The 23,356-nt window shown below is 63.4% G+C and carries 21 protein-coding genes; 13 read left to right on the top strand and 8 right to left on the bottom strand.

The genetic code is table 11. The features are described from left to right. Nucleotides 1-2: 2 nt before the first annotated feature. Genes CWC48_RS13985 through nrdR form a run of 3 tightly spaced genes read right to left on the bottom strand, consistent with a single transcriptional unit; the run spans nucleotide 3 to nucleotide 2,311 of the window. A complete protein-coding gene (locus tag CWC48_RS13985) occupies nucleotides 3-665 on the bottom strand; it encodes a riboflavin synthase (RefSeq protein ID WP_005791849.1) in 663 nt (220 codons plus the stop codon). Between the two features lie 48 nt (nucleotides 666-713). Next, complete coding sequence (gene ribD / locus CWC48_RS13980; protein ID WP_078050376.1) at nucleotides 714-1,850, bottom strand: bifunctional diaminohydroxyphosphoribosylaminopyrimidine deaminase/5-amino-6-(5-phosphoribosylamino)uracil reductase RibD; 1,137 nt, start codon at nucleotides 1,848-1,850, stop codon at nucleotides 714-716. Further along, on the bottom strand, nucleotides 1,847-2,311 hold the full coding sequence (nrdR, locus tag CWC48_RS13975) for a transcriptional regulator NrdR (RefSeq protein WP_010206843.1): 465 nt from the start codon (nucleotides 2,309-2,311) through the stop codon (nucleotides 1,847-1,849). The genes ribD and nrdR overlap by 4 nt, the downstream gene beginning before the upstream one ends. A gap of 140 nt (nucleotides 2,312-2,451) precedes the next feature. Between nrdR and CWC48_RS13970 the strand changes: the two genes are divergently transcribed. The 3 genes from CWC48_RS13970 to trxA all read left to right on the top strand — a co-directional run bounded on the left by CWC48_RS13970 (nucleotide 2,452) and on the right by trxA (nucleotide 4,584). After that, entirely contained in the window at nucleotides 2,452-2,907 is a 456-nt protein-coding gene (locus tag CWC48_RS13970; RefSeq protein ID WP_034109512.1) for a YbaY family lipoprotein, read from the top strand. Next, a complete protein-coding gene (locus tag CWC48_RS13965) occupies nucleotides 2,904-3,560 on the top strand; it encodes a methyltransferase (RefSeq protein WP_100492037.1) in 657 nt (218 codons plus the stop codon). The genes CWC48_RS13970 and CWC48_RS13965 overlap by 4 nt, the downstream gene beginning before the upstream one ends. 151 nt (nucleotides 3,561-3,711) lie before the next feature. After that, complete coding sequence (trxA, locus tag CWC48_RS13960) at nucleotides 3,712-4,584, top strand: thioredoxin (RefSeq protein ID WP_100492036.1); 873 nt, start codon at nucleotides 3,712-3,714, stop codon at nucleotides 4,582-4,584. Here trxA and CWC48_RS13955 read toward each other — a convergent pair. Continuing rightward, nucleotides 4,581-4,928 (bottom strand): hypothetical protein, encoded by a 348-nt coding sequence (locus tag CWC48_RS13955; protein ID WP_078050379.1) that lies wholly within the window; start codon nucleotides 4,926-4,928, stop codon nucleotides 4,581-4,583. The two genes, trxA and CWC48_RS13955, sit on opposite strands and share 4 nt — an antisense overlap. Before the next feature lie 130 nt (nucleotides 4,929-5,058). Here CWC48_RS13955 and CWC48_RS13950 point away from each other — a divergent pair, with 130 nt between their 5' ends. The 5 genes from CWC48_RS13950 to CWC48_RS13930 all read left to right on the top strand — a co-directional run bounded on the left by CWC48_RS13950 (nucleotide 5,059) and on the right by CWC48_RS13930 (nucleotide 9,029). Beyond that, the gene (locus CWC48_RS13950) at nucleotides 5,059-5,655 is read left to right on the top strand and encodes a DUF2796 domain-containing protein (RefSeq protein WP_078050380.1); all 597 of its coding nucleotides are present in this window, start codon (nucleotides 5,059-5,061) and stop codon (nucleotides 5,653-5,655) included. Between the two features lie 79 nt (nucleotides 5,656-5,734). After that, nucleotides 5,735-6,445 (top strand): ABC transporter ATP-binding protein, encoded by a 711-nt coding sequence (locus tag CWC48_RS13945; RefSeq protein ID WP_100492035.1) that lies wholly within the window; start codon nucleotides 5,735-5,737, stop codon nucleotides 6,443-6,445. A 1-nt stretch (nucleotide 6,446) separates the two neighbouring features. Further along, the gene (locus CWC48_RS13940) at nucleotides 6,447-7,712 is read left to right on the top strand and encodes an ABC transporter permease (protein ID WP_078050382.1); all 1,266 of its coding nucleotides are present in this window, start codon (nucleotides 6,447-6,449) and stop codon (nucleotides 7,710-7,712) included. 11 nt (nucleotides 7,713-7,723) lie between these two features. Further along, nucleotides 7,724-8,236, top strand: a complete 513-nt coding sequence (locus CWC48_RS13935) for a DUF3299 domain-containing protein (RefSeq protein ID WP_078050383.1) — start codon at nucleotides 7,724-7,726, stop codon at nucleotides 8,234-8,236. 94 nt (nucleotides 8,237-8,330) lie between these two features. Then, nucleotides 8,331-9,029 (top strand): OmpW family protein, encoded by a 699-nt coding sequence (locus tag CWC48_RS13930; RefSeq protein WP_016978527.1) that lies wholly within the window; start codon nucleotides 8,331-8,333, stop codon nucleotides 9,027-9,029. A 169-nt stretch (nucleotides 9,030-9,198) separates the two neighbouring features. Here the strand turns inward: CWC48_RS13930 and CWC48_RS13925 are convergent, their stop codons facing one another. Beyond that, nucleotides 9,199-10,083: a sugar nucleotide-binding protein gene (locus CWC48_RS13925; RefSeq protein ID WP_078050384.1), complete on the bottom strand. Its 885-nt coding sequence runs from the start codon at nucleotides 10,081-10,083 to the stop codon at nucleotides 9,199-9,201. Between the two features lie 141 nt (nucleotides 10,084-10,224). On the opposite strand from CWC48_RS13925, the gene CWC48_RS13920 reads away from it, so the two are divergent. Beyond that, the gene (locus CWC48_RS13920; RefSeq protein WP_100492034.1) at nucleotides 10,225-14,484 is read left to right on the top strand and encodes a DEAD/DEAH box helicase; all 4,260 of its coding nucleotides are present in this window, start codon (nucleotides 10,225-10,227) and stop codon (nucleotides 14,482-14,484) included. A gap of 113 nt (nucleotides 14,485-14,597) precedes the next feature. Here the strand turns inward: CWC48_RS13920 and CWC48_RS13915 are convergent, their stop codons facing one another. Continuing rightward, nucleotides 14,598-16,703 (bottom strand): mechanosensitive ion channel family protein, encoded by a 2,106-nt coding sequence (locus CWC48_RS13915; RefSeq protein ID WP_100492033.1) that lies wholly within the window; start codon nucleotides 16,701-16,703, stop codon nucleotides 14,598-14,600. A gap of 176 nt (nucleotides 16,704-16,879) precedes the next feature. Between CWC48_RS13915 and CWC48_RS13910 the strand changes: the two genes are divergently transcribed. From CWC48_RS13910 to CWC48_RS13895, 4 genes are all read left to right on the top strand, one after another. Continuing rightward, on the top strand, nucleotides 16,880-18,082 hold the full coding sequence (locus CWC48_RS13910; RefSeq protein WP_100492032.1) for an MFS transporter: 1,203 nt from the start codon (nucleotides 16,880-16,882) through the stop codon (nucleotides 18,080-18,082). 209 nt (nucleotides 18,083-18,291) lie between these two features. Continuing rightward, a complete protein-coding gene (locus CWC48_RS13905; protein ID WP_078050388.1) occupies nucleotides 18,292-19,071 on the top strand; it encodes an endonuclease/exonuclease/phosphatase family protein in 780 nt (259 codons plus the stop codon). Then, the gene (gene clsB, locus CWC48_RS13900; protein ID WP_078050389.1) at nucleotides 19,068-20,330 is read left to right on the top strand and encodes a cardiolipin synthase ClsB; all 1,263 of its coding nucleotides are present in this window, start codon (nucleotides 19,068-19,070) and stop codon (nucleotides 20,328-20,330) included. The genes CWC48_RS13905 and clsB overlap by 4 nt, the downstream gene beginning before the upstream one ends. Continuing rightward, on the top strand, nucleotides 20,320-21,276 hold the full coding sequence (locus tag CWC48_RS13895; RefSeq protein WP_100492031.1) for a lysylphosphatidylglycerol synthase domain-containing protein: 957 nt from the start codon (nucleotides 20,320-20,322) through the stop codon (nucleotides 21,274-21,276). Before clsB ends, CWC48_RS13895 begins: the two co-directional genes overlap by 11 nt. A gap of 94 nt (nucleotides 21,277-21,370) precedes the next feature. On the opposite strand, the gene CWC48_RS13890 is transcribed toward CWC48_RS13895, so the two are convergent. Continuing rightward, nucleotides 21,371-22,126, bottom strand: coding sequence for a S9 family peptidase (locus tag CWC48_RS13890; RefSeq protein ID WP_025857195.1), 756 nt, complete (start codon nucleotides 22,124-22,126; stop codon nucleotides 21,371-21,373). After that, the gene (locus CWC48_RS13885; protein ID WP_099491112.1) at nucleotides 22,116-23,225 is read right to left on the bottom strand and encodes a DUF3182 family protein; all 1,110 of its coding nucleotides are present in this window, start codon (nucleotides 23,223-23,225) and stop codon (nucleotides 22,116-22,118) included. Before CWC48_RS13885 ends, CWC48_RS13890 begins: the two co-directional genes overlap by 11 nt. Nucleotides 23,226-23,356: the final 131 nt, after the last annotated feature.

Below are 23,356 nucleotides of genomic sequence, written 5' to 3'. Positions count from 1 at the left end.
GGTCAGGATTTCAGGTAGCCGTTAGCGGCCAGAAAACTTTCGGTGATGTTACCGGATGCTGGCTCTGCGGCCTTTTCGCCCAGCAACAGGCGCTCCAGGTAACGGGCAAGCAAGTCCACTTCCAGGTTCACTCGGCGACCCGGCTGGTACGAGGCCATGATCGTTTCGCTGAGGGTGTGGGGAATGATGGTCAGTTCAAATTCGGCGCCGTTCACGGCGTTCACGGTCAGGCTGGTGCCGTCGACGGTGATCGAGCCTTTGTGGGCGATGTACTTGGCCAGTTCTTTAGGCGCGCGGATGCGAAATTCCACGGCACGCGCGTTTTCGCTGCGCGCGACCACTTCACCGACGCCGTCGACATGGCCGCTGACCAGGTGACCGCCAAGGCGGGTGGTCGGGGTCAGGGCTTTTTCCAGGTTCACCGGGCTGCCGGCCTTGAGGTCGTTCATCGCGGTGCAATCCAGGGTTTCCCGGCTGACATCGGCAGCAAAGCCATTGCCCGGCAACTCGATGACGGTAAGGCACACGCCGCTGACGGCGATGCTGTCGCCCAGCTTGACGTCGCCCAGATCGAGCTTGCCGGTTTCAACCAGCAGGCGCACGTCGCCGCCTTTGGGGGTCATGGCGCGGATGCTGCCGATGGATTCGATAATGCCGGTGAACATGGCCTTCTCCTGGAAAAACGGGACGGGCACTTGAGCGCCCGGTCAGAATTATACGCTCGCTGGTAGAAGCGGGATGGCAGTGACTCGCCAGTCGTCGCCCACAGCGCGCATTTCAGTGATCTTGAGTTGGGGGGCGTCGGCCAGTTTCTCAAGCGGCCAATCCAGCAAAGGCCGGGCGGCGGAACCGAGGAACTTGCCGGCGATGAATATCACGTACTCATCCACCAGGCCTTGCTGGGCAAATGCGCCCGCCAGGCTTGGGCCGGCTTCCACCAATACTTCGTTGACGCCACGGGCGGCCAGCGCCACCAGGGCAGCACGCAAGTCGACCTGGCCATCGACGCCCGGCACCACCAGGCACTCGGGGCCACGGGGGAATTGGTTTTCCGGCGTAACACAGGTAATGACCAACGCCGGGCCAGCCTTGAAGAAGGGCGCGTTGAGCGGCACGCGCAGGCGGCCGTCGATCAGCACGCGCAACGGCGGACGCGACATGGCCAGGGCGGTGGTGGCTTCATCCAGGCCGAGTTCGGCGGCGCGCACGGTCAGGCGTGCGCCGTCGGCCAGCACCGTGTCGGCGCCGGTCAGCACCACGCTGGCCTCGGCGCGCAGGCGCTGCACGGCGGCGCGGGCGGCGGGGCCGGTGATCCATTGGCTTTCGCCGCTGGCCATCGCGGTGCGGCCGTCCAGGCTCATCGCCAATTTGACCCGCACGAAGGGCAACCCGTGCTCCATGCGTTTGAGGAACCCCGGGTTCAACGCGCGGGCTTCGGCTTCCAGCACGCCGCTGCGCACTTCGATACCGGCTTGTGCCAAACGCTGCATGCCACGCCCGGCCACTTCGGGGTTCGGGTCCTGCATGCCGGCCACGACGCGGGCGACTCCCGCCGTGACCAACGCATCCGCGCAGGGCGGCGTACGCCCGTGATGGCTGCACGGTTCGAGGGTCACGTACACCGTGGCGCCACGGGCCTTGGCACCGGCAGCGCGCAAGGCATTGGGCTCGGCATGGGGCTCGCCGGTGCGCTCGTGCCAGCCTTCGCCGACGATTTGCCCATCACGCACGATCACGCAGCCAACCCGGGGGTTGGGGTGAGTGGTGTACCGGCCCTTGCGCGCCAGTTCGAGGGCGCGGGCCATGTAATGGGCGTCGAGCACAGCTTGTTCGGCAGAAGGCGGGTTCATTCTTTGGCAGGCTCACGGGCCAGGCGGTCGATCTCTTCGCGGAACTCATTGAGGTCCTGGAAGCGTCGATACACCGAAGCGAAACGGATATAGGCGACTTCGTCGAGCTTTTGCAGCTCGCCCATCACCAACTCTCCCACCACCAGGCTCTTGACCTCGCGCTCACCGGTGGCACGCAGCTTATGCTTGATATGCACCAGCGCCGCCTCCAGCCGCTCGACACTCACCGGGCGTTTTTCCAGGGCGCGCTGCATACCGGCGCGCAGTTTTTCTTCGTCGAAGGGTTGGCGGCTGCCGTCGGATTTGATCAGGCGCGGCAACACCAGTTCGGCAGTTTCGAAGGTGGTGAAACGTTCACCGCAGGCCAGGCATTCGCGCCGGCGACGCACTTGATCGCCCTCGGCGACCAGACGCGAGTCAATGACCTTGGTGTCGTTGGCACCGCAGAAGGGACAGTGCATGGTTGGCAGGCAACAAATAAAGGGAGGGCCATGGTAGCGCATCCCCGTGGCAAGACAAGCCATAGCCTTTACGGTATATAGGCTGACTATTATGTTTCATATTTTTTAAGCCACGGATTTTGTCCTTTCTGGAGCCGTACATGCAGTTACGACCACTTGTTTTGCTCACCCTGTTCAGTGTCCTGGTCGCCTGCAGCAGCGAAGCCCCCAAGCCAGCGGCACCTCAACCCACCCCGGCACAAGAGAAAAAAGTCCCCGGCATCGAAGACCTCGGCCCCCTGCCCGCCTTCCAGCGGGAAATCAGCGGCAGCCTGACCAACATTCCGGCCGGTGCCGAAGTCGAAATGGCCCTGCTGGTGATCGACGATCGTTCGCGCCCACAGCAATTGCTCGCCAGCAGCGTGCTGACCGGCAACGGCCAGCCCCTGGCTTTCCGCCTGCGCTTTAACCCAGAGGCCTTCCCGGCCGGTGCGCGGGTTGAATTGCGCGGGCGCGCGAGCCAGTCCGGCCAGTTGATCCTGCACCTGCCCGCCGTGCGCATCACCCAAGCGATCACCCAGACCACCGGCCCTCTGCAGCTCGTCAAGGCACCATGACGCCACCGCTGGACCTGCAAGCGGCCCTGAGCGAACTGATCGGCGACGCGCAACTGGTGCCCTGCTCATTGCCGGGCACCGAGCTGTCGTTGTGGCTGCTGGATGCAGACAACATGGACCGCGCCTTCAGCCCCGAAGAAACCCGGCGCATCCTGCATGAACCGCCCTACTGGAGTTTTTGCTGGGCCAGCGGCCTGGCGCTGGCGCGGTACCTGGCGGCGAACCCCGAGTGGGTCGCCGGCAAGCGCGTGCTGGATTTTGGCGCCGGCTCCGGCGTGGCCGGGATTGCGGCGGTCAAGGCCGGCGCGTTGGAAGTAGTGGCCTGCGACCTCGACCCGCTGGCCTTGGCGGCCTGCCGGGCGAATGCCGCGCTCAACGACGTGGAGCTGGGCTACTGCGCCGATTTTTTCGCTGAAGCCGACCGCTTCGACCTGATCCTGGTCGCCGACGTGCTCTACGACCGCGCGAACCTGCCACTGCTCGACCAGTTCCTGACCCGAGGCCGCGAAGCGCTGGTGGCGGATTCGCGCGTGCGCGACTTCCAGCACCCGGATTACCAGCGGCTGGCGATTCTTGATGCGCTGACCTTGCCGGATCTGGCGGAGCCTTGGGAGTTTCGCAAGGTGAGTCTGTACCATTCCCGGCGCTCGTGAGACCTTCGCGAGCAAGCCCGCTCCCACATGTGACCGCATTCCCCCTGTGGGAGCGGGCTTGCTCGCGAAAGCGGTGCCGAATCCACCGCACTTTCAGACAGGCTCGCCAGCCCTTATAGTTGCCCCATTCCCGCTTTATTCGAGACGCCCCATGAGTGAGCCCACGCCGTACATCTTCGATGTCACCACCGCCAACTTTGACCAGGCAGTGATCCAGAACTCCTTCGAAAAACCCGTGCTGGTGGATTTCTGGGCCGAGTGGTGCGCGCCGTGCAAGGCGTTGATGCCGCTGCTGGCGCAGATTGCCGAGAGTTATCAGGGCGAGTTGCTGCTGGCCAAGGTCGATTGCGAAGCCGAGCAGGATATCGTGGCGCGTTTTGGCATTCGCAGCCTGCCGACAGTGGTGTTGTTCAAGGATGGCCAGCCAGTGGACGGGTTTGCCGGGGCACAGCCGGAGTCGGCGGTGCGGGCAATGCTCGAACCGCATGTGCAGATGCCGCCACCGGCTGCGGCGGATCCGTTGGAGCAGGCCAAGGCGCTGTTTGCCGAAGGCCGCATCAGCGATGCCGAAGCTGTGCTGGTAACACTGCTGGGCGAGGACAACACCAACGCCGCCGCGTTGATCCTGTACGCCCGCTGCCTGGCTGAGCGCGGTGAATTGGGCGAAGCCCAGACCGTGCTGGACGCCGTAAAGAGCGACGATCACAAGGCCGCCCTCGCCGGGGCAAAGGCGCAGATCACCTTCCTGCGCCAGGCTGCCGACCTGCCGGACGCCGCCGACCTGAAAAGCCGCCTGGCGCAAGACCCGCAGGACGACGAAGCGGCCTATCAGCTGGCGATCCAGCAACTGGCGCGCCAGCAATACGACGCGGCGCTGGAAGGCTTGCTCAAGCTGTTCATCCGCAACCGCAGCTACAGCGAAGGCCTGCCACACAAGACCTTGCTGCAGGTGTTCGAACTGTTGGGCAACGACCACCCGCTGGTGACCGTGTACCGCCGCAAGTTATTCGCCGCGTTGTACTAATCGCCAACCCAGCTGTACAGCGGCGTATCCCCGCCGCTGGCAACCTTCACGTGGGCACTGTGGCGCAGGCGCACCAACAGGCGCTTGCCCGCCGAGGCGTCGCCGGCCAAGCCTTCCAACTGGTCAAGCAGCTCCAGGCCACTGAGTTGTCCGGCCTTGCGCAACAGGTCTTGCGCGCCTTGCCACAGGTCATCATTGTGTTTGACCGGAGCCACGGGCGCGGTAGCCGCACTGGCGACAGGCGTCGCCTGCAATTGTGCACCCAGTCGCGCCCAATCGCCGTCGTCCAGCTCCAGGGTCAAGTCCACCGGCAGGTCGCCGACGGTTCCACGAATTCGCAACATCGTCCCTACTCCCGCAGTTTTCTGACAGGCATGCTCCCACGCGGCTTGCGCAACGCCAAGCGGGCGGTCAAACTCTCGGCATATTGTTATAAGATCACATAACAAAACTTTCATGTCCTGGAGCTTTCTCATGCGCCGTCTGTTGCTTGCTTTGCCGTTTGCCCTGCTGCCCTTGGCGGTTGCCCATGCTCATGACGATCACGATCACGACCATGAACACGGCAGCCTCGGTGCCCATGAGCATGGCGTCGGCCGCCTTAACGCCGTACTCGACGGCCAAGCCCTGGAGCTGGAACTGGACAGCCCGGCAATGAACCTGGTGGGCTTTGAACACCTGGCAACCACCCCGGCGGATAAAGCCAAGGTCGCCGCTGCACGCAAACAGCTGGAGAACCCTGTCGCCCTGTTCAACCTGCCTAAAGCCGCCGGTTGTGTGGTCAGCAGCCAAGAACTCAACAGTCCGCTGTTCGGCGACAAACCCGAAGCCGACCATGACGACGATGATGATGACGCTAAAGACGGCGCCCACGAACACCATCACGACCACAGTGAAATCCACGCCCACTACCAGTTCACCTGCGCCACACCGACGGCCCTGGGCAATCTTGACCTGACCCAGGTGTTCAAGACCTTCCCCGCCACCCAGAAAATTCAGGTACAACTGATCGGCCCGAGCGGCCAGCAAGGTGTGGAAGCAACCGCACAAGCCGCTACCCTGAAGTTCTGATTGGACCCTGTAGGAGCCGGCAAGCCGGCTCCTACAGTGATTGGTGCCCTTTTCTAGCCGCAGGCGATATTGATTTCTCATGACTCAAGCGTTGATCGAACTGTCTGACCTGGGCTTCAACTGGCCCGGTCACCCACAGTTGCTGGACATCCCCGCGTTCCGTCTGGAAGCGGGGGAAACCCTGTTCCTCAAGGGCCCGAGCGGCAGTGGCAAAACTACGCTGCTAGGCCTGCTCGGCGGTGTGCAGAAGCCCAGCCGGGGCAGCATCCGCCTGCTCGGCCAGGAGCTGACCGACCTCTCGGCCGGTGCGCGCGACCGTTTCCGGGTCGACCACACCGGCTATATCTTCCAGCAGTTCAACCTGCTGCCGTTCCTGTCGGTGCGTGAGAACGTCGAGTTGCCTTGCCATTTCTCCAAACTGCGTGCGCAACGCGCAAAGCAGCGCCACGGCAGTGTCGACCAGGCCGCTGCGGCGTTACTGGCGCACCTGGGCTTGAAGGACAAAGACCTGCAGGAACGCCGCGCCGACTCGCTGTCCATCGGCCAGCAGCAACGGGTGGCTGCTGCCCGTGCGTTGATCGGCCAACCGGAGCTGGTGATCGCCGACGAACCCACCTCGGCTTTGGACTACGACGCCCGCGAAGCCTTCCTGCAACTGCTGTTCGCCGAATGCCGCGAAGCCGGCGCCAGCCTGCTGTTTGTCAGCCATGACCAGAGCTTGGCTTCGCTGTTCGACCGCAACCTGTCGCTGGCCGAACTCAATCGCGCCGCCACGCCCGCAGAGGTTTGAGATGTATCTGTTCCGTCTAGCCATGGCCAGCCTGGCTAACCGCCGCTTTACCGCGATCCTCACCGCCTTCGCCATCGCGCTTTCAGTCTGCTTGTTGCTCGCCGTGGAGCGCGTGCGCGTTGAGGCGCGCAACAGTTTCGCCAGCACCATCAGCGGCACCGACCTGATCGTCGGCGCCCGCTCGGGTTCGGTGAACCTGCTGCTGTACTCGGTGTTCCGCATCGGCAACGCCACCAACAACATCCGCTGGGACAGCTTCGAACACTTCGCCGCCAGCCCCCAGGTGAAATGGGCGATCCCGATTTCCCTCGGCGACTCCCATCGCGGCTACCGTGTGATGGGCACCAACGAATCCTACTTCGAGCACTACCAATACGGCCGCAAGCAGAACCTCGAACTGGCCAGCGGCCGCGCCTTCGCCACTGACCCGTTCGAAGTGGTGCTCGGTGCAGAAGTCGCTGACGCATTGCATTACAAACTCGGCGACAAACTGGTGCTGGCCCATGGCGTGGCAGTGGTCAGCCTGGTGAAACACGATGACAAACCCTTCACCGTGGTCGGTATCCTCAAACGCACCGGCACGCCGGTGGACCGTACGCTGCACATCAGCCTCGGCGGCATGGAAGCGATCCATATCGACTGGCACAACGGCGTGCCGGCCCAAGGCAAAGGCCGCATCAGCGCCGACCAGGCTCGCAACATGGACCTCACCCCACAGGCCATCACCGCGTTCATGCTCGGCCTGAACAACAAGATTTCCACCTTCGCCCTGCAGCGGGAGATCAACGAATTCCGTGGCGAGCCGATGCTGGCGATCCTGCCCGGCGTGGCGCTGCAAGAGCTGTGGAGCATGATGGGCACCGCCGAAAAAGCGCTGTTCGTGATCTCACTGTTCGTGGTGCTCACCGGCTTGATCGGCATGCTCACAGCGATCCTCACCAGCCTCAACGAACGCCGTCGCGAGATGGCGATCCTGCGTTCGGTGGGCGCACGGCCGTGGCACATCGCGACGCTGCTGATCTTTGAAGCCTTCGCCCTGGCGCTGTCCGGGGTGATCGCCGGCGTGGGGTTGCTGTATGTGTGCATCGCCGCGTCGCGCGGGTACCTGCAGGCCAACTACGGCCTGGACCTGCCGATGTCGTGGCCGAGCGAATATGAATGGACGCTGCTCGCCGGTATCCTGGCGGCCGCGCTGTTGATGGGCAGCGTGCCCGCGTGGCGCGCCTATCGACAATCCCTGGCCGACGGCCTGTCCATACGTTTATGAGGAAGGCCTTGATGCGTCGCGCCCTGTTTGCACTGTTGCTGCTGCTTGCCCTGCCCGCCTGGGCTGCCGAGCCTAAAGAACTGACGTGGTCGGAACTGATACCGCCGGATGCCCCGCCAGAAGTGCCGAACATGCAACCACTGCACAATCTCTCCAGCATGGCGGATGCCCTGGAATCGGCGCCCGCGGCCAAGCAGGACCTGCCCAATGCGCCGGTGGTGCAGGGCCTCGATGGCCAACACATACGTTTGCCGGGGTACATCGTGCCGCTGGAAGTCAGCGAAGAAGGCCGCACCACCGAGTTTCTACTGGTGCCGTATTTCGGCGCGTGCATCCACGTGCCGCCGCCACCGTCGAACCAGATCGTGCATGTCAAAAGCGAAATCGGCGTGAAGCTCGATGAGTTGTACCAGCCGTACTGGATCGAAGGCGCGATGCAGGTCAAACCGTCCACCAGCGAGTTGGCCGACGCCGGTTACCAGATGGAGGCCGAGAAAATTTACATGTACGAATTGCCGGAATGACGCTGATCGACCTTTCATTGAGCTGAGTCAAAAGACCGGGCGGAACGATCTTTACCATTGGACCTACAACTTTTAAACGTCCTTTGGAGCTCCCATGAACAAGTCTCTGCTCGGCGCGTCCCTCTTCGCGCTCGCCCTCGTAGCCCCCGTTGCACACGCTCACGAAGCGGGCGACATTCTGGTGCGCGCCGGTGCAATCACCGTGAACCCGAAGGCAGACAGCGGCCACGTCAAAGTTGACCAGGGCCCACTGGCCGGCACCAACCTGGGCGGCAAGGCGACCATGAGCAGCGACACCCAGCTGGGCTTGAACTTCGCCTACATGCTGACCAACCACGTCGGTATTGAACTGCTGGCCGCCACGCCCTTCGAACATGATGTGAAGATCAAGGGCACTGCACTGAGCCCGGCCAACGGCAAGCTCGGCACGCTGAAACACCTGCCGCCGACCCTGAGCGTCGTGTACTACCCGCTGGACAACAAGTCGGCCTTCCAACCGTACGTGGGCGCCGGTATCAACTACACCTGGATCTACGACGAACACGTCGGCAGCCGTGCCCAAGGTGCAGGCTTCAGCAACTTCAAGGCTGAAAACTCCTGGGGCTGGGCCGCGCAGATCGGCGCGGACTACATGATCAACGACAAATGGATGATCAACGCCCAGGCGCGCTACATCGACATCAGCACCAAGGCCACCGTGGAAAACAACGGCGTGGCACCGGGCACTCGCGCCAAGGTCAATGTGGACGTGGACCCGATGGTCTACATGGTGGGTATTGGCTACAAGTTCTAACTAGGCGCCAATAAACGCGGCCAACCAAACATGTGGGAGCCGGCTTGTGTGGGAGCTGGCTTGCCTGCGATAGCAACGCCTCGGTGCAATGGGTAGACCGAGGCGACTGCATCGCGGGCAAGCCCGGCGCCCACACAAGCCGGCTCCCACATTGGTTTTGTGCGCCCGATCAGCCGTGGCGGTAGAACCGATCCAGCAACGCCGGCAGCCCCGCCCGCCACGCCCGTGGCTTGATGCCGAAAGTGTGGAGGATTTTCTTGCAGGCGAGCACCGCGTGTTGCGGCTCTTCACTGGCATCCGGCCTTGCCGCGTGGGCCTGGGCGGTGGGGGATTCGATCGCCAGCGGGTGAAAGTTGCGCGCTTCGGTGAGGATCGCCTGGCCCAGCGCCAACGGCGTGGTCGCCTCGTGGCCGGCGTAGTGGTACGTGCCCCACAGCGGCGCGGCGCAATCAAGTTGCTTGAGCACCGAGATGATCACCCGCGCCGCATCGTCCACCGGTGTCGGGTTGCCGCGACGGTCGTCGGCCATCAGCAATTCATCCGGCTTCTCGGCCCGCGCCAAAAAGCGCCCGAGGGTGCCGTCGACACTGTCATCCAGCAGCCAGCCGAACCGCAGCAATACATGTTGCGGGCAGGTAGCGCGTACGCTCTGTTCGATTCGCCACAACGCCTGGCCGCGCAGGCCCAGGGGCACCGGCTCGTCCTTTTCGCTGTAGGCGGTGGCGCGGGAGCCATCGAACACGCGGTAGCTGGACGGTTGCAGCAAGGTGATGTTGTGGTGCTGGCACAGTTCGGCCAGGCGTTCGATGGCAAACTCCTGGGCGGCCAGGCGGGTTTCGCTGACCACTTCCGCCTGGAACCAGTCGAAATAGTAGGCGAGGTTGATCAACGCATCGGGACGGGTGTCGTCGAGCAGTTGGGTAAGGCTCGCGGCATCCCAGCCGTCTTTGGGCGGTTTGGGGGCGAGGAAACCGATGTCTTCCTCTGCACCGAGGCGAATCAGCGCCTGCCCGAGGGCATTCCCGCCGCCCAGTAACATAAGGCGCATTCGCATAGATTGAGCAGGCCCGGTCTGTGTGGAACGAAGGTTATTAGGTATTTGTCAGAATCGTTGCATTTTGCGGGTTTGTAGCGCAACCGTCACGGATAAAGTGCGGGGTTGCAACTTGTTGTAGCCGGCCGCATAACGTAAGGCATGAACCTACCTGAATCCACGGACACGGTCCTGGACGGCTTCCACCCCGCTGTCAGCACCTGGTTCCGCAGCACGTTCCCTTCGGTGACAGGCGCCCAGGCACAGGCGTGGCCGCTGATCCGCCAGCGCCAATCGACCCTGATCGCCGCGCCCACTGGCTCTGGCAAGACCCTCACGGCGTTCCTGGCGGTACTGGATGACCTGGTCCACCAAGGCCTGGCCCACGGTGGTGAGTTGCCGGATGAAACCCTGGTGGTCTACGTGTCGCCGCTCAAGGCGCTGTCCAACGACATCCAGATCAACCTGCAAAACCCCCTCGCGGGGATTACTGAGCACCTGCAGAACCTCGGCCTGCCGCCGCTGGTCATCCGCACCGCCGTGCGCACCGGCGACACCCCGCAAAAAGACCGCGCGCAGATGCGCAAGCGCCCGCCGCATATCCTGGTGACCACCCCGGAATCGCTCTATGTGCTGCTGGGCTCGGACTCCGGTCGCCAGATGCTCGCCAGCACGCGCACGGTGATCGTCGATGAAATCCACGCCATCGCCGCCGGCAAACGGGGCAGCCACCTGGCCTTGAGCCTGGAACGCCTGCAAGGCCTGTGTGCCGGGCCGCTGATGCGCATCGGCTTGTCGGCCACGCAAAAGCCCATCGACGCGGTGTCGCGATTCCTGGTGGGCAGTGGCCGGGCATGCGCGATTGTGGATATTGGCCACGCCCGCCCACGCGATCTGGATATCGAAGTGCCCCCCGTGCCGCTCTCGGCGGTGATGGCCAACGATGTGTGGGAGCTGGTCTACGACCGCCTCGCCGAACTGGCGCGCGAGCACCGCACCACGCTGGTGTTCGTCAACACCCGGCGCCTGGCCGAACGCCTGGCCCGGCATTTGAGCGAGCGCCTGGGCAAAACCGCGGTAGCCGCCCACCACGGCAGCCTGGCCAAGGAAATGCGCCTGGACGCCGAGCAGCGCCTCAAGGGCGGCGAGCTGCAAGTGCTGATCGCCACCGCGTCCCTGGAATTGGGGATTGATATCGGCGATGTGGACCTGGTCTGCCAGATTGGCTCGCCCGGCTCCATCAACGGTTTTCTGCAAAGAGTCGGCCGCTCCGGGCACCAGGTGGGCGGCACGCCCAAGGGACGCCTGTTCGCCACCACCCGCGACGACCTGATCGAATGCGCCGCCCTGCTCGACTGCGTGCGCCGCGGCGAACTCGACACGCTGCACATTCCCGTGGCGCCCCTGGATGTACTGGCCCAACAAATCATCGCTGAGGTCAGCGCCCAGGAATGGTCCGAGCAGGCGTTGCTGGACCTCATCCACCGCGCCGCACCTTACGCCACGCTGGATGAACGCCACTACCAGGCGCTGCTGCAGATGCTCGCCGAGGGCTACAACGGGCGCCAGGGTATCCGCAGCGCCTACCTGCACCGCGACGCGCTGGCGCGCACCCTGCGCGGCCGGCGGGGCGCCAAGCTGACCGCCGTGACCAGTGGCGGCACCATCCCTGACAACGCTGACTACAGCGTATTGCTCGAACCCCAGAGCTTGAACATCGGCAGCGTCAACGAAGACTTCGCGGTGGAAAGCATCGCCGGGGATATCTTCCAGCTCGGTAACACGTCCTACAGAATTCTGCGGGTCGACGCCGGCAAAGTGCGGGTCGAGGACGCCCATGGCCAGCCGCCGACCATCCCCTTCTGGCTCGGTGAAGCGCCGGGGCGCAGCAACGAACTGTCGGCGGCGGTGGCGCGCCTCCAGGGCCAACTGGACGCGTTGCTCAGCGCTACGCCCGGCGAGCTGCACGCCGCACAGGACTGGCTCACCGGCACCCTCGGCCTGAACCGCGCCAGCGCCGAGCAGATCCTCGATTACCTGGCGCGCACGCGCTTGGCCCTGGGTGCGTTGCCGTCCCAGGACACGTTGATCATGGAGCGGTTTTTCGACGCGTCCGGCGGCACTCAGTTGATCATCCACACGCCGTTCGGCAGTCGCGTCAACCGCGCCTGGGGCCTGGCCCTGCGCAAGCGATTCTGCCGTACGTTCAATTTCGAATTGCAGGCGGCCGCCAGCGAGAATGCAATCGTGCTGTCACTGTCCACCAGCCACAGTTTCGAGCTGGATGAGGTGTGGCGTTACCTCAATAGCCACAGCGCCGAACACATCCTGATCCAGGCTGTGCTGGATGCGCCGCTGTTCGGCGTGCGTTGGCGCTGGAATGCCGGTGTGGCGCTGGCATTGCCGCGCTACACCGGTGGACGCAAGGTTGCGCCGCAGATCCAGCGCATGAAAAGCGAAGACCTGATCGCCAGCGTGTTCCCCGACCAGATCGCCTGCCTGGAAAACCTCGCTGGCGAGCGCGAAGTGCCCGAGCATCCATTGGTGGAGCAAACCCTCGATGACTGCCTGCACGAAGCCATGGACAGCGACGCCTGGCTGGCCCTGCTGCGGCGCATGGAGCGCGGCGACGTGCGCCTGATCAGCCGCGACCTGCCAGCGCCCTCCCCCATGGCTGCAGAAATTCTCAGCGCGCGGCCCTACACCTTTCTCGACGATGCGCCGCTGGAAGAACGGCGGACCCAGGCCGTGCTCAACCGGCGCTGGAGCGACCCGCAGAGCACCGACGACCTCGGCGCCCTGGATGCGGAGGCCATCGCTGGCGTGCGCGAGGAAGCGTGGCCGGCACCCAACGGGCTGGATGAAATGCATGAGGCGCTGATGAGCCTGGCGTGCATCGCCAGCAACGAAGTCACCCCGCAATGGGCGCAGTGGCTGCAGGCGTTGGCCAAGCGTGGTCGCGCCTATCAACTGCACACTCACTTGCACACCAGCCTGTGGGTCGCGGTTGAACGCCTGAGTTGTGTGCAGACAATCTACCCCGGCGATGTGCCGTTGCTGCCCGGTTTCGATGAGCCCTGGACCGTTGAGGAGGCCGTGACCGAAGTACTGCGCGCGCGCCTCGGTGGGTTCGGCCCGCTGAGCCTGATCGAGATCGCCGCGCCCCTGGCCTTGCCGGTGGCGGATGTGACCCAGGCGCTCGCCCGCCTGGAGCAGGAAGGCTACGTGCTGCGCGGGCATTTCAGCCCTGGCGCCACCCAGGAGCAATGGTGCGAACGCCACCTGCTGGCGCGCATCCATCGCTACACGGTCAAGCGCCTGCGCCGGGAAATCGAGCCGGTGGCGTTGCAGGACTTCATGCGTTTTCTATTCGATTGGCAGCACGTGTCCGACAGCACCCGTGGACAGGGCAGCGCGATGTTGCCGCAGATCGTCGGGCAGTTTGAAGGCTATGCCGCTGCCACGTCCGCCTGGGACAGCGACCTGCTCAGTGCGCGCCTCAAGGACTATTCCGCCACCTGGCTTGACGAGCTGTGCCGCAGCGGCAAGCTGGTGTGGACGCGCTTGAGCAACAAGACCAGCGCCATCGCGTTGCGCAGCACGCCGGTGGTGTTGCTGCCACGCAGCCAAGTGGGGCTGTGGAGCGGCCTCACCGAACTCACTGACGCCACCACGCTGTCGCCCAAGGCGCAAAAGGTGCACCAGGCACTGCGCGATCACGGCGCGCTGTTTTTTGATGAACTGGTGCACGAAGCCCACTTGCTGCGCAGTGAACTGGAAACCGCCTTGCAGGAACTGGTAGGCGCCGGGTTGGTGAACGCCGACAGCTTCGCCGGCCTGCGCGCCCTGACCACCCCCGCCAGTAAACGCCAGGCACGCAGCAGCCGGCGTGGGCGCGGGGCGTTTGTGGGCGGTATGGACGATGCGGGTCGCTGGGCGCTGGTCCGGCGCCCGTCGACTGCCGCCGGCCCGCACTCGGCCGAAACCCTGGAGCATGTGGCGATGACCCTGCTGCGCCGCTATGGCGTGGTGTTCTGGCGCCTGCTGGAGCGCGAGGCGGAATGGCTGCCGAGTTGGCGCGAATTGCTGCGCACCTTTCACCGCCTGGAAGCGCGCGGGGAGATTCGTGGCGGACGGTTTGTGAGTGGCTTGGCGGGAGAGCAATTTGCGTTGCCGGAGGCGATTCCATTGCTGCGTGAAGTGCGGCGTCGGCCCCATGATGGGAGTTTGATAGCGGTGTGTGGCGCTGATCCGTTGAACCTGGTGGGCACGCTGTTGCCAGGCAGCAAAGTGCCGGCAGTGAGTGGCAATCGAGTTGTGTACCGGGACGGGTTGCCGGCAGCGGTGATGGTCGCGGGTAAGCAGCAGGTGTTGCTGGAGGGGGATCAGCAGGTGATTCAGGAAAAATTGATCCGGCATTGAGCCTGTATTGACCCTGCTGCCCTCATCGCGGGCAGGCCCGGCTCCCACATGGGCGTGCATTCCAAGTGTGGGAGCTGGCTTGCCCGCGATGAGGGCTCAACCGTCAACATCACTTATTGAGGCCTGGGCTGCTCCGTCAACACCACCGACGTCGGTACTTCCTCATCCGGCTCATCCACCTGCGGCGTACGCTTGGGCAACAGCACCTGCTGTGGATAAGTCTGCGCGAAGTGCACCTCATCACAGTTATCCACAAGCTTTTTCAACCGCTGGTTAAACGCACGACTTACCGCATATTGCCCGCCCGACACGGTGCGGAACTGCGCAGTGAGCACCACGCCGTTAAGGTCCATTTTGTCGACGCCAAACACCTCCAGCGGCCCTTGCAGGTTGTACTTGAGGAACACGTCATCGCGGATCGATTGCCCTGCTTCGCGGATCAACTCTACGGCCTTGTCCACGTCCGTGTCGTAGGTGAACTGCACCGAGAAGAACGCGTAGGCGAATTGTCGCGACTGGTTGGTGACCGCCTTGATTTGCCCGAACGGCACCGAGTGCACAAAGCCCTTGCCGTCGCGCAGGCGCAAGGTGCGGATGGTCAGGCCTTCGACCGTGCCGGCGTGGCCGGAGTCGAGCACCACCCAGTCGCCAATGGACAGGGTGTCTTCGATGATGATGAACAGGCCGGTGATCACGTCCTGCACCAGTTGCTGCGAACCGAAACCGATGGCCAGGCCGACCACCCCGGCACCTGCCAGCAGCGGCGCAACGTTGATACCCAGGTTGGCCATGGTGGTGATCGCGCAAATCACCACCAGGATGATTTTCACCGCATTGCGCAGCAGCGGCAGGATGGTCTTGACCCGCGTGCTGGGCTGGCGGCTGGAGCGTTTGTTGACCGGTGGTTTCAACGCTTCCTGGATGGCCGTGTCGAGCACCACCCAGAACAGCCAGGTCATCAGCAGGATCAGGCCGATGCTGCTGAGCGAGTCACTGATCGCGCGGCCAATCGAGTTGCGCTCGGCGAATTCAAACAACGACACGCCCCAGATGCGCCCGAGAACCTCGATAAATGCCACCGCCATTACGATGCGCAACAGCGCATGCAGCAGACTGAGGAAGCGCTCTTTGTAGGCACTGCTGCGCTGGATCGCTACTTGGCTGCGGGATTTGAACAGGTGTTGCAGTACCGTGCTGAGGAATACCGTGCCGATCAGCAAGATCGTCGTGAACAACGCACAGCGCAGCACCTTCTGGTTGTCGTCGCCGGCCCCGATCAGGTTGATCGCCGAGACCAGCACCATCAGCAGGATCGGCCAGTACCACAGCCCCGAAAAGATGCGCAGTGATTGCTGCAAGGCCGGGTGTTTGAGGCGCTGGGCCAATGGCCGGTTGCGGATCAAGTGGGCGACCGGGCGGCGCAGGCGAACCACCAGCACACCGAAGATCACCGTCGCAAACAGGCCGGTGAAGACCGCGATGCTGCTGGTGATATTGCCGCCCAATTGGCGTGCGATCTGCGGGCTGGTCAAGGCGTCGCTGAGGGCGGCGAGGAAGCCGATCAGGAACAGCGGCTTGGGGCAGTAGTCGCGAATGATCTGCACCGCCGGGCGCTTGTGGCCGACATTGAACATGACGATCACGCACAGCAGCATCGAGGTGGAAAAGATGCCGCTGCTGGTGGCGTAGGCAAAACACAGCGCCAGCGCGCGCCCCACGGAGGTGGGCAGAAAATGGCTGACATACAACGTGAGCGGCAGGCACACCAGCGCCGGCAGTGTGTAAGGCACTACGTAGCCCAGCACGGAGTGGAGGCGGTGGCGCCGTTCGAAAAACGTGCGATGCCCCAGGCGCCGCACAATCACACGCCCCAGTAACGTCAACAGCGTAAAGGCACCGATCCACACACCGGACAGCAACAAAAAGTCCCCGGCGACGCTCCACGGCGAGCGCTCAGTGGTTTGGTTGACCAGCCGCCCGACTTCGTTGGCGGCCCGGTCTGCACGCAGGCGCCATTCGTCAATGAAGTTCTGGTTGAGGTCCAGCTTCTGCTGCACGTCATCGATGCTGGAACTGATCGCCCCGAGAAGCCCGCCCTCCACCAACAACTCCGGCTTGGCCGGCGCTTCGGGTTCAGGCGCGGTGGCCGCGGCTTGCAGTGCGCCGCTGCCGCAAAACAGCAGTGCGCCGAGCAGTAATGCAGTCTTTAGGTTCAGCAAAACACCGGGCTCCTTCAACAGGGTCTGTAAGGAACTGACGGGTTTGAGCCTTGATCGTTCCCCTTTTGCGGCATCTTTGACTTGCAGGCAAATATCAAATGCCAATCCCTGGCTTTTTCAGCAACAGCCGCCCCCCGACACTGCGCTCCTGATTGAAACCCACCGGAGTTGCAGCCATGCCCATTGCCTTGCTCGCGCTGACCCTCAGCGCTTTCGCCATCGGGACGACCGAGTTCGTCATCGTTGGCTTGCTACCCACCATTGGCGCCGACCTCGGCGTCGACCTGCCCTCCGCCGGCCTGCTGGTCAGCCTCTACGCTCTGGGTGTGGCCATCGGCGCGCCGGTGCTCACGGCCCTTTCCGGCAAGGTGCCGCGCAAATTCCTGCTGCTGTCGCTGATGGTGCTGTTCACCCTCGGCAACCTGCTGGCCTGGAAGGCGCCGAGCTATGAATCCCTGGTGCTGGCGCGGATCGTCACCGGCCTGGCCCACGGCGTGTTTTTCTCGATTGGTTCGACCATCGCCACCAGCCTGGTGCCCAAGGAAAAAGCCGCCAGTGCGATTGCGATCATGTTTACCGGCCTGACCGTCGCGCTGGTCACCGGCGTGCCGCTGGGTACGTTTATCGGCCAGCATTTCGGCTGGCGTGAAACCTTCCTCGCCGTTTCGGCGCTGGGTGTGATCGCGTTTATCGGCAGCCTGATTTACGTGCCGAACAACATCGCCCACAGCAAACCCGCGTCCTTGCTGCAACAACTGCAGGTGCTCAAGCAACCGCGCTTGCTGCTGGTATACGCCATGACGGCCATCGGCTACGGCGGCTCGTTTATCGCGTTCACTTTCCTGGCGCCGATCCTTCAGGATATTTCCGGGTTCAGCGCCAGCACCGTGAGCCTGGTGCTGCTGGTGTACGGCGTATCGGTGGCCGCCGGCAACATCTGGGGCGGCAAGCTGGCGGATAAACGCGGCCCGATCAGCGCGCTGAAAATCATCTTTGCCCTGCTCGCCGCCGTATTGTTCGTGCTGACCTTCACCGCCGGCAACCCCTGGCTGGCCCTGGCCACCGTGCTGGTGTGGGGTGCGGTCGCTTTCGGTAACGTGCCGGGCCTGCAGGTGTATGTGGTGCGCCAGGCCGAGCATCACACGCCGCAAGCGGTGGATGTGGCCTCGGGGCTGAATATCGCCGCGTTCAACCTGGGGATCGCCGGAGGCGCCTGGGGCGGCGGCTTGATCGTGGCGCATATGGGCCTGATTCACACCGCCTGGATCGGTGGGCTGGTGGTGCTGGTGGCATTGGCACTGACCGCCTGGAGTGGCCGACTTGATCGGTTGGGGCCGGTGCATGCCGAGTCGTCGCCCCGGGTCGTGGCCGGGCACTGACTCGCTCCCACCATCGAACCAATGTGGGAGCGGGCTTGCCCGCGAATGCGGTGGGTCAGTCAATCATTCAGCGACTGACACACCGTAATCGCGGGCAAGCCCGCTCCACAGTTGGTTAATGCCGTCTGTAGAAAGGGGGAAACTTTCGGCCAAAAATCGTAGTCAGCCATAAACGGGGGCCTGGCCCCCCTTCTTTCACAGGAGCAACCATGGCTGCGATACCCGACTGGGTGCCCATCACCCCCAGCGTCGCCATCACACGCTTCACGGTGCTGACGGTCAATATCCACAAGGGCTTCACCGCCCTGAATCGACGTTTCATCCTGCCCGAGCTACGGGAAGCGGTGCGCAGCGTGGGCGCCGACATGGTGTTCCTGCAGGAAATCCACGGCACCCACGAGCGTCACCCCCAGCGCTTCAGCGACTGGCCGAACATGCCGCAATACGAGTTCCTGGCCGACAGCATCTGGCCGCAGTTCGCTTATGGCCGCAATGCGGTCTACCCCCACGGCGACCACGGCAATGCGCTGCTGTCGAAATTCCAGATCGTGCGCCACGACAACCTGGATATTTCCCAAAGCGGCCATGAAAACCGTGGCCTGTTGCACTGCGTGCTGCGCCTGCCGGGCACCGGCCAGGAGGTGCATGCGATCTGTATTCACCTGGGCTTGCGCGAGGTGCATCGCCAACAGCAATTGCGTCTGATCGAGCAGCGTATCAGCGAGATCCCGGCCGACGCGCCGCTGATTGTCGCTGGCGATTTCAATGACTGGCGCCAGAAGGCCGACTTGAGCCAGAGCGGCCTGAAGGAAGTATTCGTGCAAACCCTGGGCAAACCCGCGCGCACCTTCCCAGCGCGCCTGCCGTTGCTACCGCTGGATCGCATCTACGTACGAAACTTGAAGGTGCATAACCCCCGTGTGCTGACGACGCGGCCCTGGTCCCATCTGTCCGACCATGTGCCGCTGTCGGTGGAGATCGAGCTATGAACGTGGCCATTGAGCATATTTCCACCGATCAGCCGCCCGACGAGGCCAAGGCCCGCGACCTGGATTACGGCTGGCAGAGCGGCAACCAGGTCGAGTTGCTGGAGAACGGCGAGGCGTACTTTCCCAAGGTTTTCGAAGCCCTGCGCGAGGCCCGGCGCGAGATTCTGCTGGAGACCTTCATCCTCTTCGAGGACAAGGTGGGCCATGAACTGCAGGGCATTCTGATCGAGGCCGCGCAGCGCGGCGTGAAAGTGGTGGTGAGCCTGGATGGCTTTGGTTGCGGCGAGCTGAGCCCGGCATTTCTCGGCGAGCTGGCCGAGGCTGGGGTGGCCGTGCAGATGTTCGACCCAGCCTCCAAGACGCTGGGCATTCGCACCAATTGGTTTCGCCGCTTGCACCGCAAGATCGTGGTGGTGGACGCCGAGGTCGCCTTCATCGGCGGGATCAATTTTTCCGCCGACCACCTGGGTGATTACGGCCCCGAAGCCAAGCAGGATTACGCGGTACGCGTGATTGGCCCGGCGGTGGCGGACTTGCATCATTTCGCCCTGGCACAAAGCGGCCGCCAGCCACGCACGCGTCGGGGCTGGCGGCGGCGCCAGCAACGGCCTGCGCTGTGGTCCACCGACAAAGGCGACGGCCAGGTGCGCCTGATTTATCGCGACAATGTGCAGCACCGCGATGACATCGAAGAAGCCTATATCCATGCACTGAGCCAAGCGCAAAAACGCGCGGTGATCGCCAACGCGTATTTCTTCCCCGGCTACCGCCTGCTGCGGGAAATCCGCAATGCCGCGCGCCGTGGCGTGCAGGTACAACTGATCATGCAGGGTCAGCCCGACGTGCTGTTGGCCAAGCTGGCGGCACGCATGCTCTACGACTACCTGCTCAAGGATGGCGTGGTGATTCACGAATATTGCCAGCGCCCGCTGCACGGCAAGGTGGCGCTGGTGGATGACGACTGGAGCACCGTGGGCTCAAGCAACCTCGACCCGCTGAGCCTGGCATTGAACCTGGAAGCCAACGTATTGATTCGTGACCGGGCGTTCAATCAGCAGTTGTATGAACGCCTGGAAACCCTGGCCAAGAACCATTGCCAGACCATGCCCGAGAACCGCAAGCCGCGCCTGTGGCTGTGGCGCTTGACCGTGGGTTTCCTGGTGTTCCATGTGATGCGCCACTTCCCTGCGCTGACGGGCTGGCTGCCGGCGCACAAACCGCGACTCAAGCCGTTTGAGGCCCAGCACCATGACGTCTGAAACCCAAGGTTCGCGATTCAAGCGTTGGAAAAAACCGCTGACCATCGCCTTCTTCCTGGTGCTGATCGTCCTGTTCACCCTGCTCGCACGCCGCATCGACTGGAGCGAGGTGGTGCAGACCCTGAGCGACTTCAAGGTGCGCACCTTGGTGATCGCCAGCGCGCTGACGCTGTGCAGTTTCCTGGTCTACGCCAGCTTCGACCTGATCGGTCGCACCTACATTCGCCAAAACCTGGTGTGGAAGCAGATCCTACCCGTAGGCATCATCAGCTACGCGTTCAACCTCAACCTGAGCGCGTGGGTCGGCGGTATCGCCATGCGTTACCGGCTGTATTCGCGGCTGGGGGTGAGCACCGGCAATATCGCCAAGATCCTCGGACTGAGCCTGGCCACCAACTGGTTCGGCTATATGGCGATCGCCGGAGTGGTATTCAGCAGCGGGCTGGTCACCATGCCGCCGGGGTGGAAAGTCAGCACCACGGCGTTGCAAGGCATCGGCGCGCTGTTGGTGCTGGCCAGCCTGGGTTACCTGGTGGCCTGCCAGTTTTCTAAGAAGCGCGCGTGGACCATTCGCGGCATGGAGATCAACCTGCCGTCGGTGCGCATGGCGTGCCTGCAGTTGCTGTTAGGCGCGTTGAACTGGTCGCTGATGGCGGCGGTGATCTTCACCCTGCTGCCGGCGAAACTCGACTATCCGTTGGTACTGGGTGTGCTGTTGATCAGCGCGATTGCCGGGGTGCTCACCCATATCCCGGCCGGGTTGGGCGTGCTGGAGGCGGTGTTTATTGCACTGCTGCAGCATGAGGCGTCGCGGGGCAGTTTGCTCGCCGGGTTGATTGCGTACCGGGCGATCTATTTTATTGTGCCGCTGCTGATTGCGCTGGTGATGTACCTGGGGGTGGAGGCGAAGGCCAAGGCGTTGCGGGTGAAGAAGACACCGGCTTGATCGCTATCGCTGGCACGCCAGCGCCTACAGTTTGAATGCGTCCCCTGTAGGAGCCAGTTCAGCTTGCCGGCGATAGCAATCTAAAGAACACCCCCTACTGAGACTGGATGATGCTCAACCGTTCACCCACCACCATCTCGGTGATCCAATCCACCAGGATCGAGGTATAGGCCTGCTGCGACACCGGATCGCTGAGAGAATGGTCGGCGCCATCGATGATGCGATGGGTCAGGGAGTGCGTCTGCTGGCACGCCGCGCGGTAACTCATGATGGTGGCATGGGGCACATGATCATCGGTTTCAGACTCGACGATCAGCACATCTCCGGTAAACGCCGAGCACGCGTGCAAGGCGCGGTTGGTTTCGGCATGCACCAGCGTGCTGCGGTAATCCATCAGATCGGCCTTATCCAGATCACGCTTGGGCTTGAGCCATTCCTGGTCGCGGTACAGCGCCGGTACGCGCAGCGCCAGCCAGCGCACCGGGCGCAGTGAGGTGAGGATGGCGGCCAGGTACCCGCCGTAGCTGGTGCCCACCACCGCCACCGCCGAGGTGTCGATGGCCGGGTGGGACAACAACCGGTCGTAGGCCGCCAGCAGGTCACGCAGGTTGTCCTCACGGGTGACGCGGGACAATGGAATGCCGGTGCCGGCGTGGCCACGCAGGTCGAAGGTCAGGCACACGCACCCAAGGCCGGCGATGCCTTTGGCGCGTTCGAGGTCGCGCTCCTGGCTGCCGCCCCAGCCGTGCACAAACAGCACCCCCGGTACTTTGGATTTGGGACTCAGGAAGGTGCCGCTCATCTGTTCGTCGTCGATATCGATCGCAATGCTTTCGCTTCTAGCCGTCATAAGATTTAACCGTCACGTACTTGAGAAGAAACTCGCTGTTTTCCGCCGGCCCGCGATACACCTCGATAGCATCCGCCGGCAGGGGTTGGTCCACGTAGGTTTCCACCGAGGACACGTGGATCGCGCGCAAGCCGGGATGATTGATAAAACTCTGCAACGCCGCGACTTCCGCGCTGCTCGCCCCGCCCATGCGCCAGGATTGTTCGAGCACGCCACTGCGCCGCTGGCCGTTACTGTCCAGGCCTTGTGCGATGTCGTAATTGCGCCGAGAGGCATAAAAACCCGGGTAGGCCTCATCGGCGGCACTGTCGAAAACCTGGGCTTGTTCGATGGCTTCGCGTACGTCACCGGGCAAGTCGAGCGTTAACAGGTTTTCGTAGCCACCGGGCACCACCAGCAGGTTGGAGCCGCCATAGACGTCTTCGCCCTGCCCGTCTTTCGTCAGGTATTGCTCGCCGCAGTAGCTGAACACGTGCTCGCCGATAAAGCTCTGGCCGACACTGTGGGTGATCACGTCGTGCAGGTCTTGCTCCAGCACCACGCCTTGGTTGAACAGTTCTGCGGCGTCGGGTCGCGCCAGCACGGCGTCGAATTCATCAAGGCTGTGGATAACTTCCTGCCCACGGCCCGCGCAGGCGTGCACGGGTTTCAAACGCAGGGGCCCACTGTAGAGCAGGCGGGTGGCGGCGGGCCGTGCGTCCTCCAAGGCGAACACGCTCAAGCCATCCAGCACCACCGGTCGCACACGCTCGCAAAACAATGCCGACCAGCCTTCCGGCGCCTTGGCCTCAGGGCCGAGCAAGCCATGGCTGATCGCTTTGGTGCAGATGAAGTCGTGGTCGACGTACCCGCCCCACAGATCCTCCGGGCCATTGATGTTGAGCGCCCGCGCCTGCGCTGGGCCGACCAGGGTTTGCGTGGGCAGCAGGTACAGCGCGCGCCCCGCATGCAGATCGGGGTCGTAGCTGCCGCCGAATTTGAGCCCGAGTATCTGTGCCAGCCAGCGCGCCAGGGCGCGGTTGGTTTCGACCTCGTGCAGCGGCGCGCCCTCGCGTGTGGAGTGAGCCACTACCAGCTTCTTGCGTTGAGTTGGGGTCATGCGTCCCCCCTGGCTATCGCGCCCTGTGTGTGCCGAGAAGGTTGCAGGGATCAGGCCAAGGCTATTTCGCAGAAGATGGTTTTCGAATCAAGCAGTTGCCCGAACACCGATGGCAGTTGGCCTGCCTCATT

This window comes from Pseudomonas sp. S10E 269 (genome assembly GCF_002798465.1).
Lineage (GTDB): Bacteria > Pseudomonadota > Gammaproteobacteria > Pseudomonadales > Pseudomonadaceae > Aquipseudomonas > Aquipseudomonas pergaminensis.
This window is presented reverse-complemented; position numbering and strand designations above follow the sequence as displayed.

What these genes read in the sequence shown, in the direction of transcription:
- CWC48_RS13925 (WP_078050384.1), bottom strand. Translation starts at nt 10,083, where the DNA reads ATGCGAATGCGCCTTATGTTACTGGGCGGCGGGAATGCCCTCGGGCAG.
- trxA (WP_100492036.1), top strand. Translation starts at nt 3,712, where the DNA reads ATGAGTGAGCCCACGCCGTACATCTTCGATGTCACCACCGCCAACTTT.
- CWC48_RS13940 (WP_078050382.1), top strand. Translation starts at nt 6,447, where the DNA reads ATGTATCTGTTCCGTCTAGCCATGGCCAGCCTGGCTAACCGCCGCTTT.
- CWC48_RS13885 (WP_099491112.1), bottom strand. Translation starts at nt 23,225, where the DNA reads ATGACCCCAACTCAACGCAAGAAGCTGGTAGTGGCTCACTCCACACGC.
- CWC48_RS13955 (WP_078050379.1), bottom strand. Translation starts at nt 4,928, where the DNA reads ATGTTGCGAATTCGTGGAACCGTCGGCGACCTGCCGGTGGACTTGACC.
- ribD (WP_078050376.1), bottom strand. Translation starts at nt 1,850, where the DNA reads ATGAACCCGCCTTCTGCCGAACAAGCTGTGCTCGACGCCCATTACATG.
- CWC48_RS13930 (WP_016978527.1), top strand. Translation starts at nt 8,331, where the DNA reads ATGAACAAGTCTCTGCTCGGCGCGTCCCTCTTCGCGCTCGCCCTCGTA.
- clsB (WP_078050389.1), top strand. Translation starts at nt 19,068, where the DNA reads ATGAACGTGGCCATTGAGCATATTTCCACCGATCAGCCGCCCGACGAG.
- CWC48_RS13910 (WP_100492032.1), top strand. Translation starts at nt 16,880, where the DNA reads ATGCCCATTGCCTTGCTCGCGCTGACCCTCAGCGCTTTCGCCATCGGG.
- CWC48_RS13945 (WP_100492035.1), top strand. Translation starts at nt 5,735, where the DNA reads ATGACTCAAGCGTTGATCGAACTGTCTGACCTGGGCTTCAACTGGCCC.
- CWC48_RS13965 (WP_100492037.1), top strand. Translation starts at nt 2,904, where the DNA reads ATGACGCCACCGCTGGACCTGCAAGCGGCCCTGAGCGAACTGATCGGC.
- CWC48_RS13970 (WP_034109512.1), top strand. Translation starts at nt 2,452, where the DNA reads ATGCAGTTACGACCACTTGTTTTGCTCACCCTGTTCAGTGTCCTGGTC.
- CWC48_RS13890 (WP_025857195.1), bottom strand. Translation starts at nt 22,126, where the DNA reads ATGACGGCTAGAAGCGAAAGCATTGCGATCGATATCGACGACGAACAG.
- CWC48_RS13895 (WP_100492031.1), top strand. Translation starts at nt 20,320, where the DNA reads ATGACGTCTGAAACCCAAGGTTCGCGATTCAAGCGTTGGAAAAAACCG.
- CWC48_RS13985 (WP_005791849.1), bottom strand. Translation starts at nt 665, where the DNA reads ATGTTCACCGGCATTATCGAATCCATCGGCAGCATCCGCGCCATGACC.
- CWC48_RS13950 (WP_078050380.1), top strand. Translation starts at nt 5,059, where the DNA reads ATGCGCCGTCTGTTGCTTGCTTTGCCGTTTGCCCTGCTGCCCTTGGCG.
- nrdR (WP_010206843.1), bottom strand. Translation starts at nt 2,311, where the DNA reads ATGCACTGTCCCTTCTGCGGTGCCAACGACACCAAGGTCATTGACTCG.
- CWC48_RS13935 (WP_078050383.1), top strand. Translation starts at nt 7,724, where the DNA reads ATGCGTCGCGCCCTGTTTGCACTGTTGCTGCTGCTTGCCCTGCCCGCC.
- CWC48_RS13920 (WP_100492034.1), top strand. Translation starts at nt 10,225, where the DNA reads ATGAACCTACCTGAATCCACGGACACGGTCCTGGACGGCTTCCACCCC.
- CWC48_RS13905 (WP_078050388.1), top strand. Translation starts at nt 18,292, where the DNA reads ATGGCTGCGATACCCGACTGGGTGCCCATCACCCCCAGCGTCGCCATC.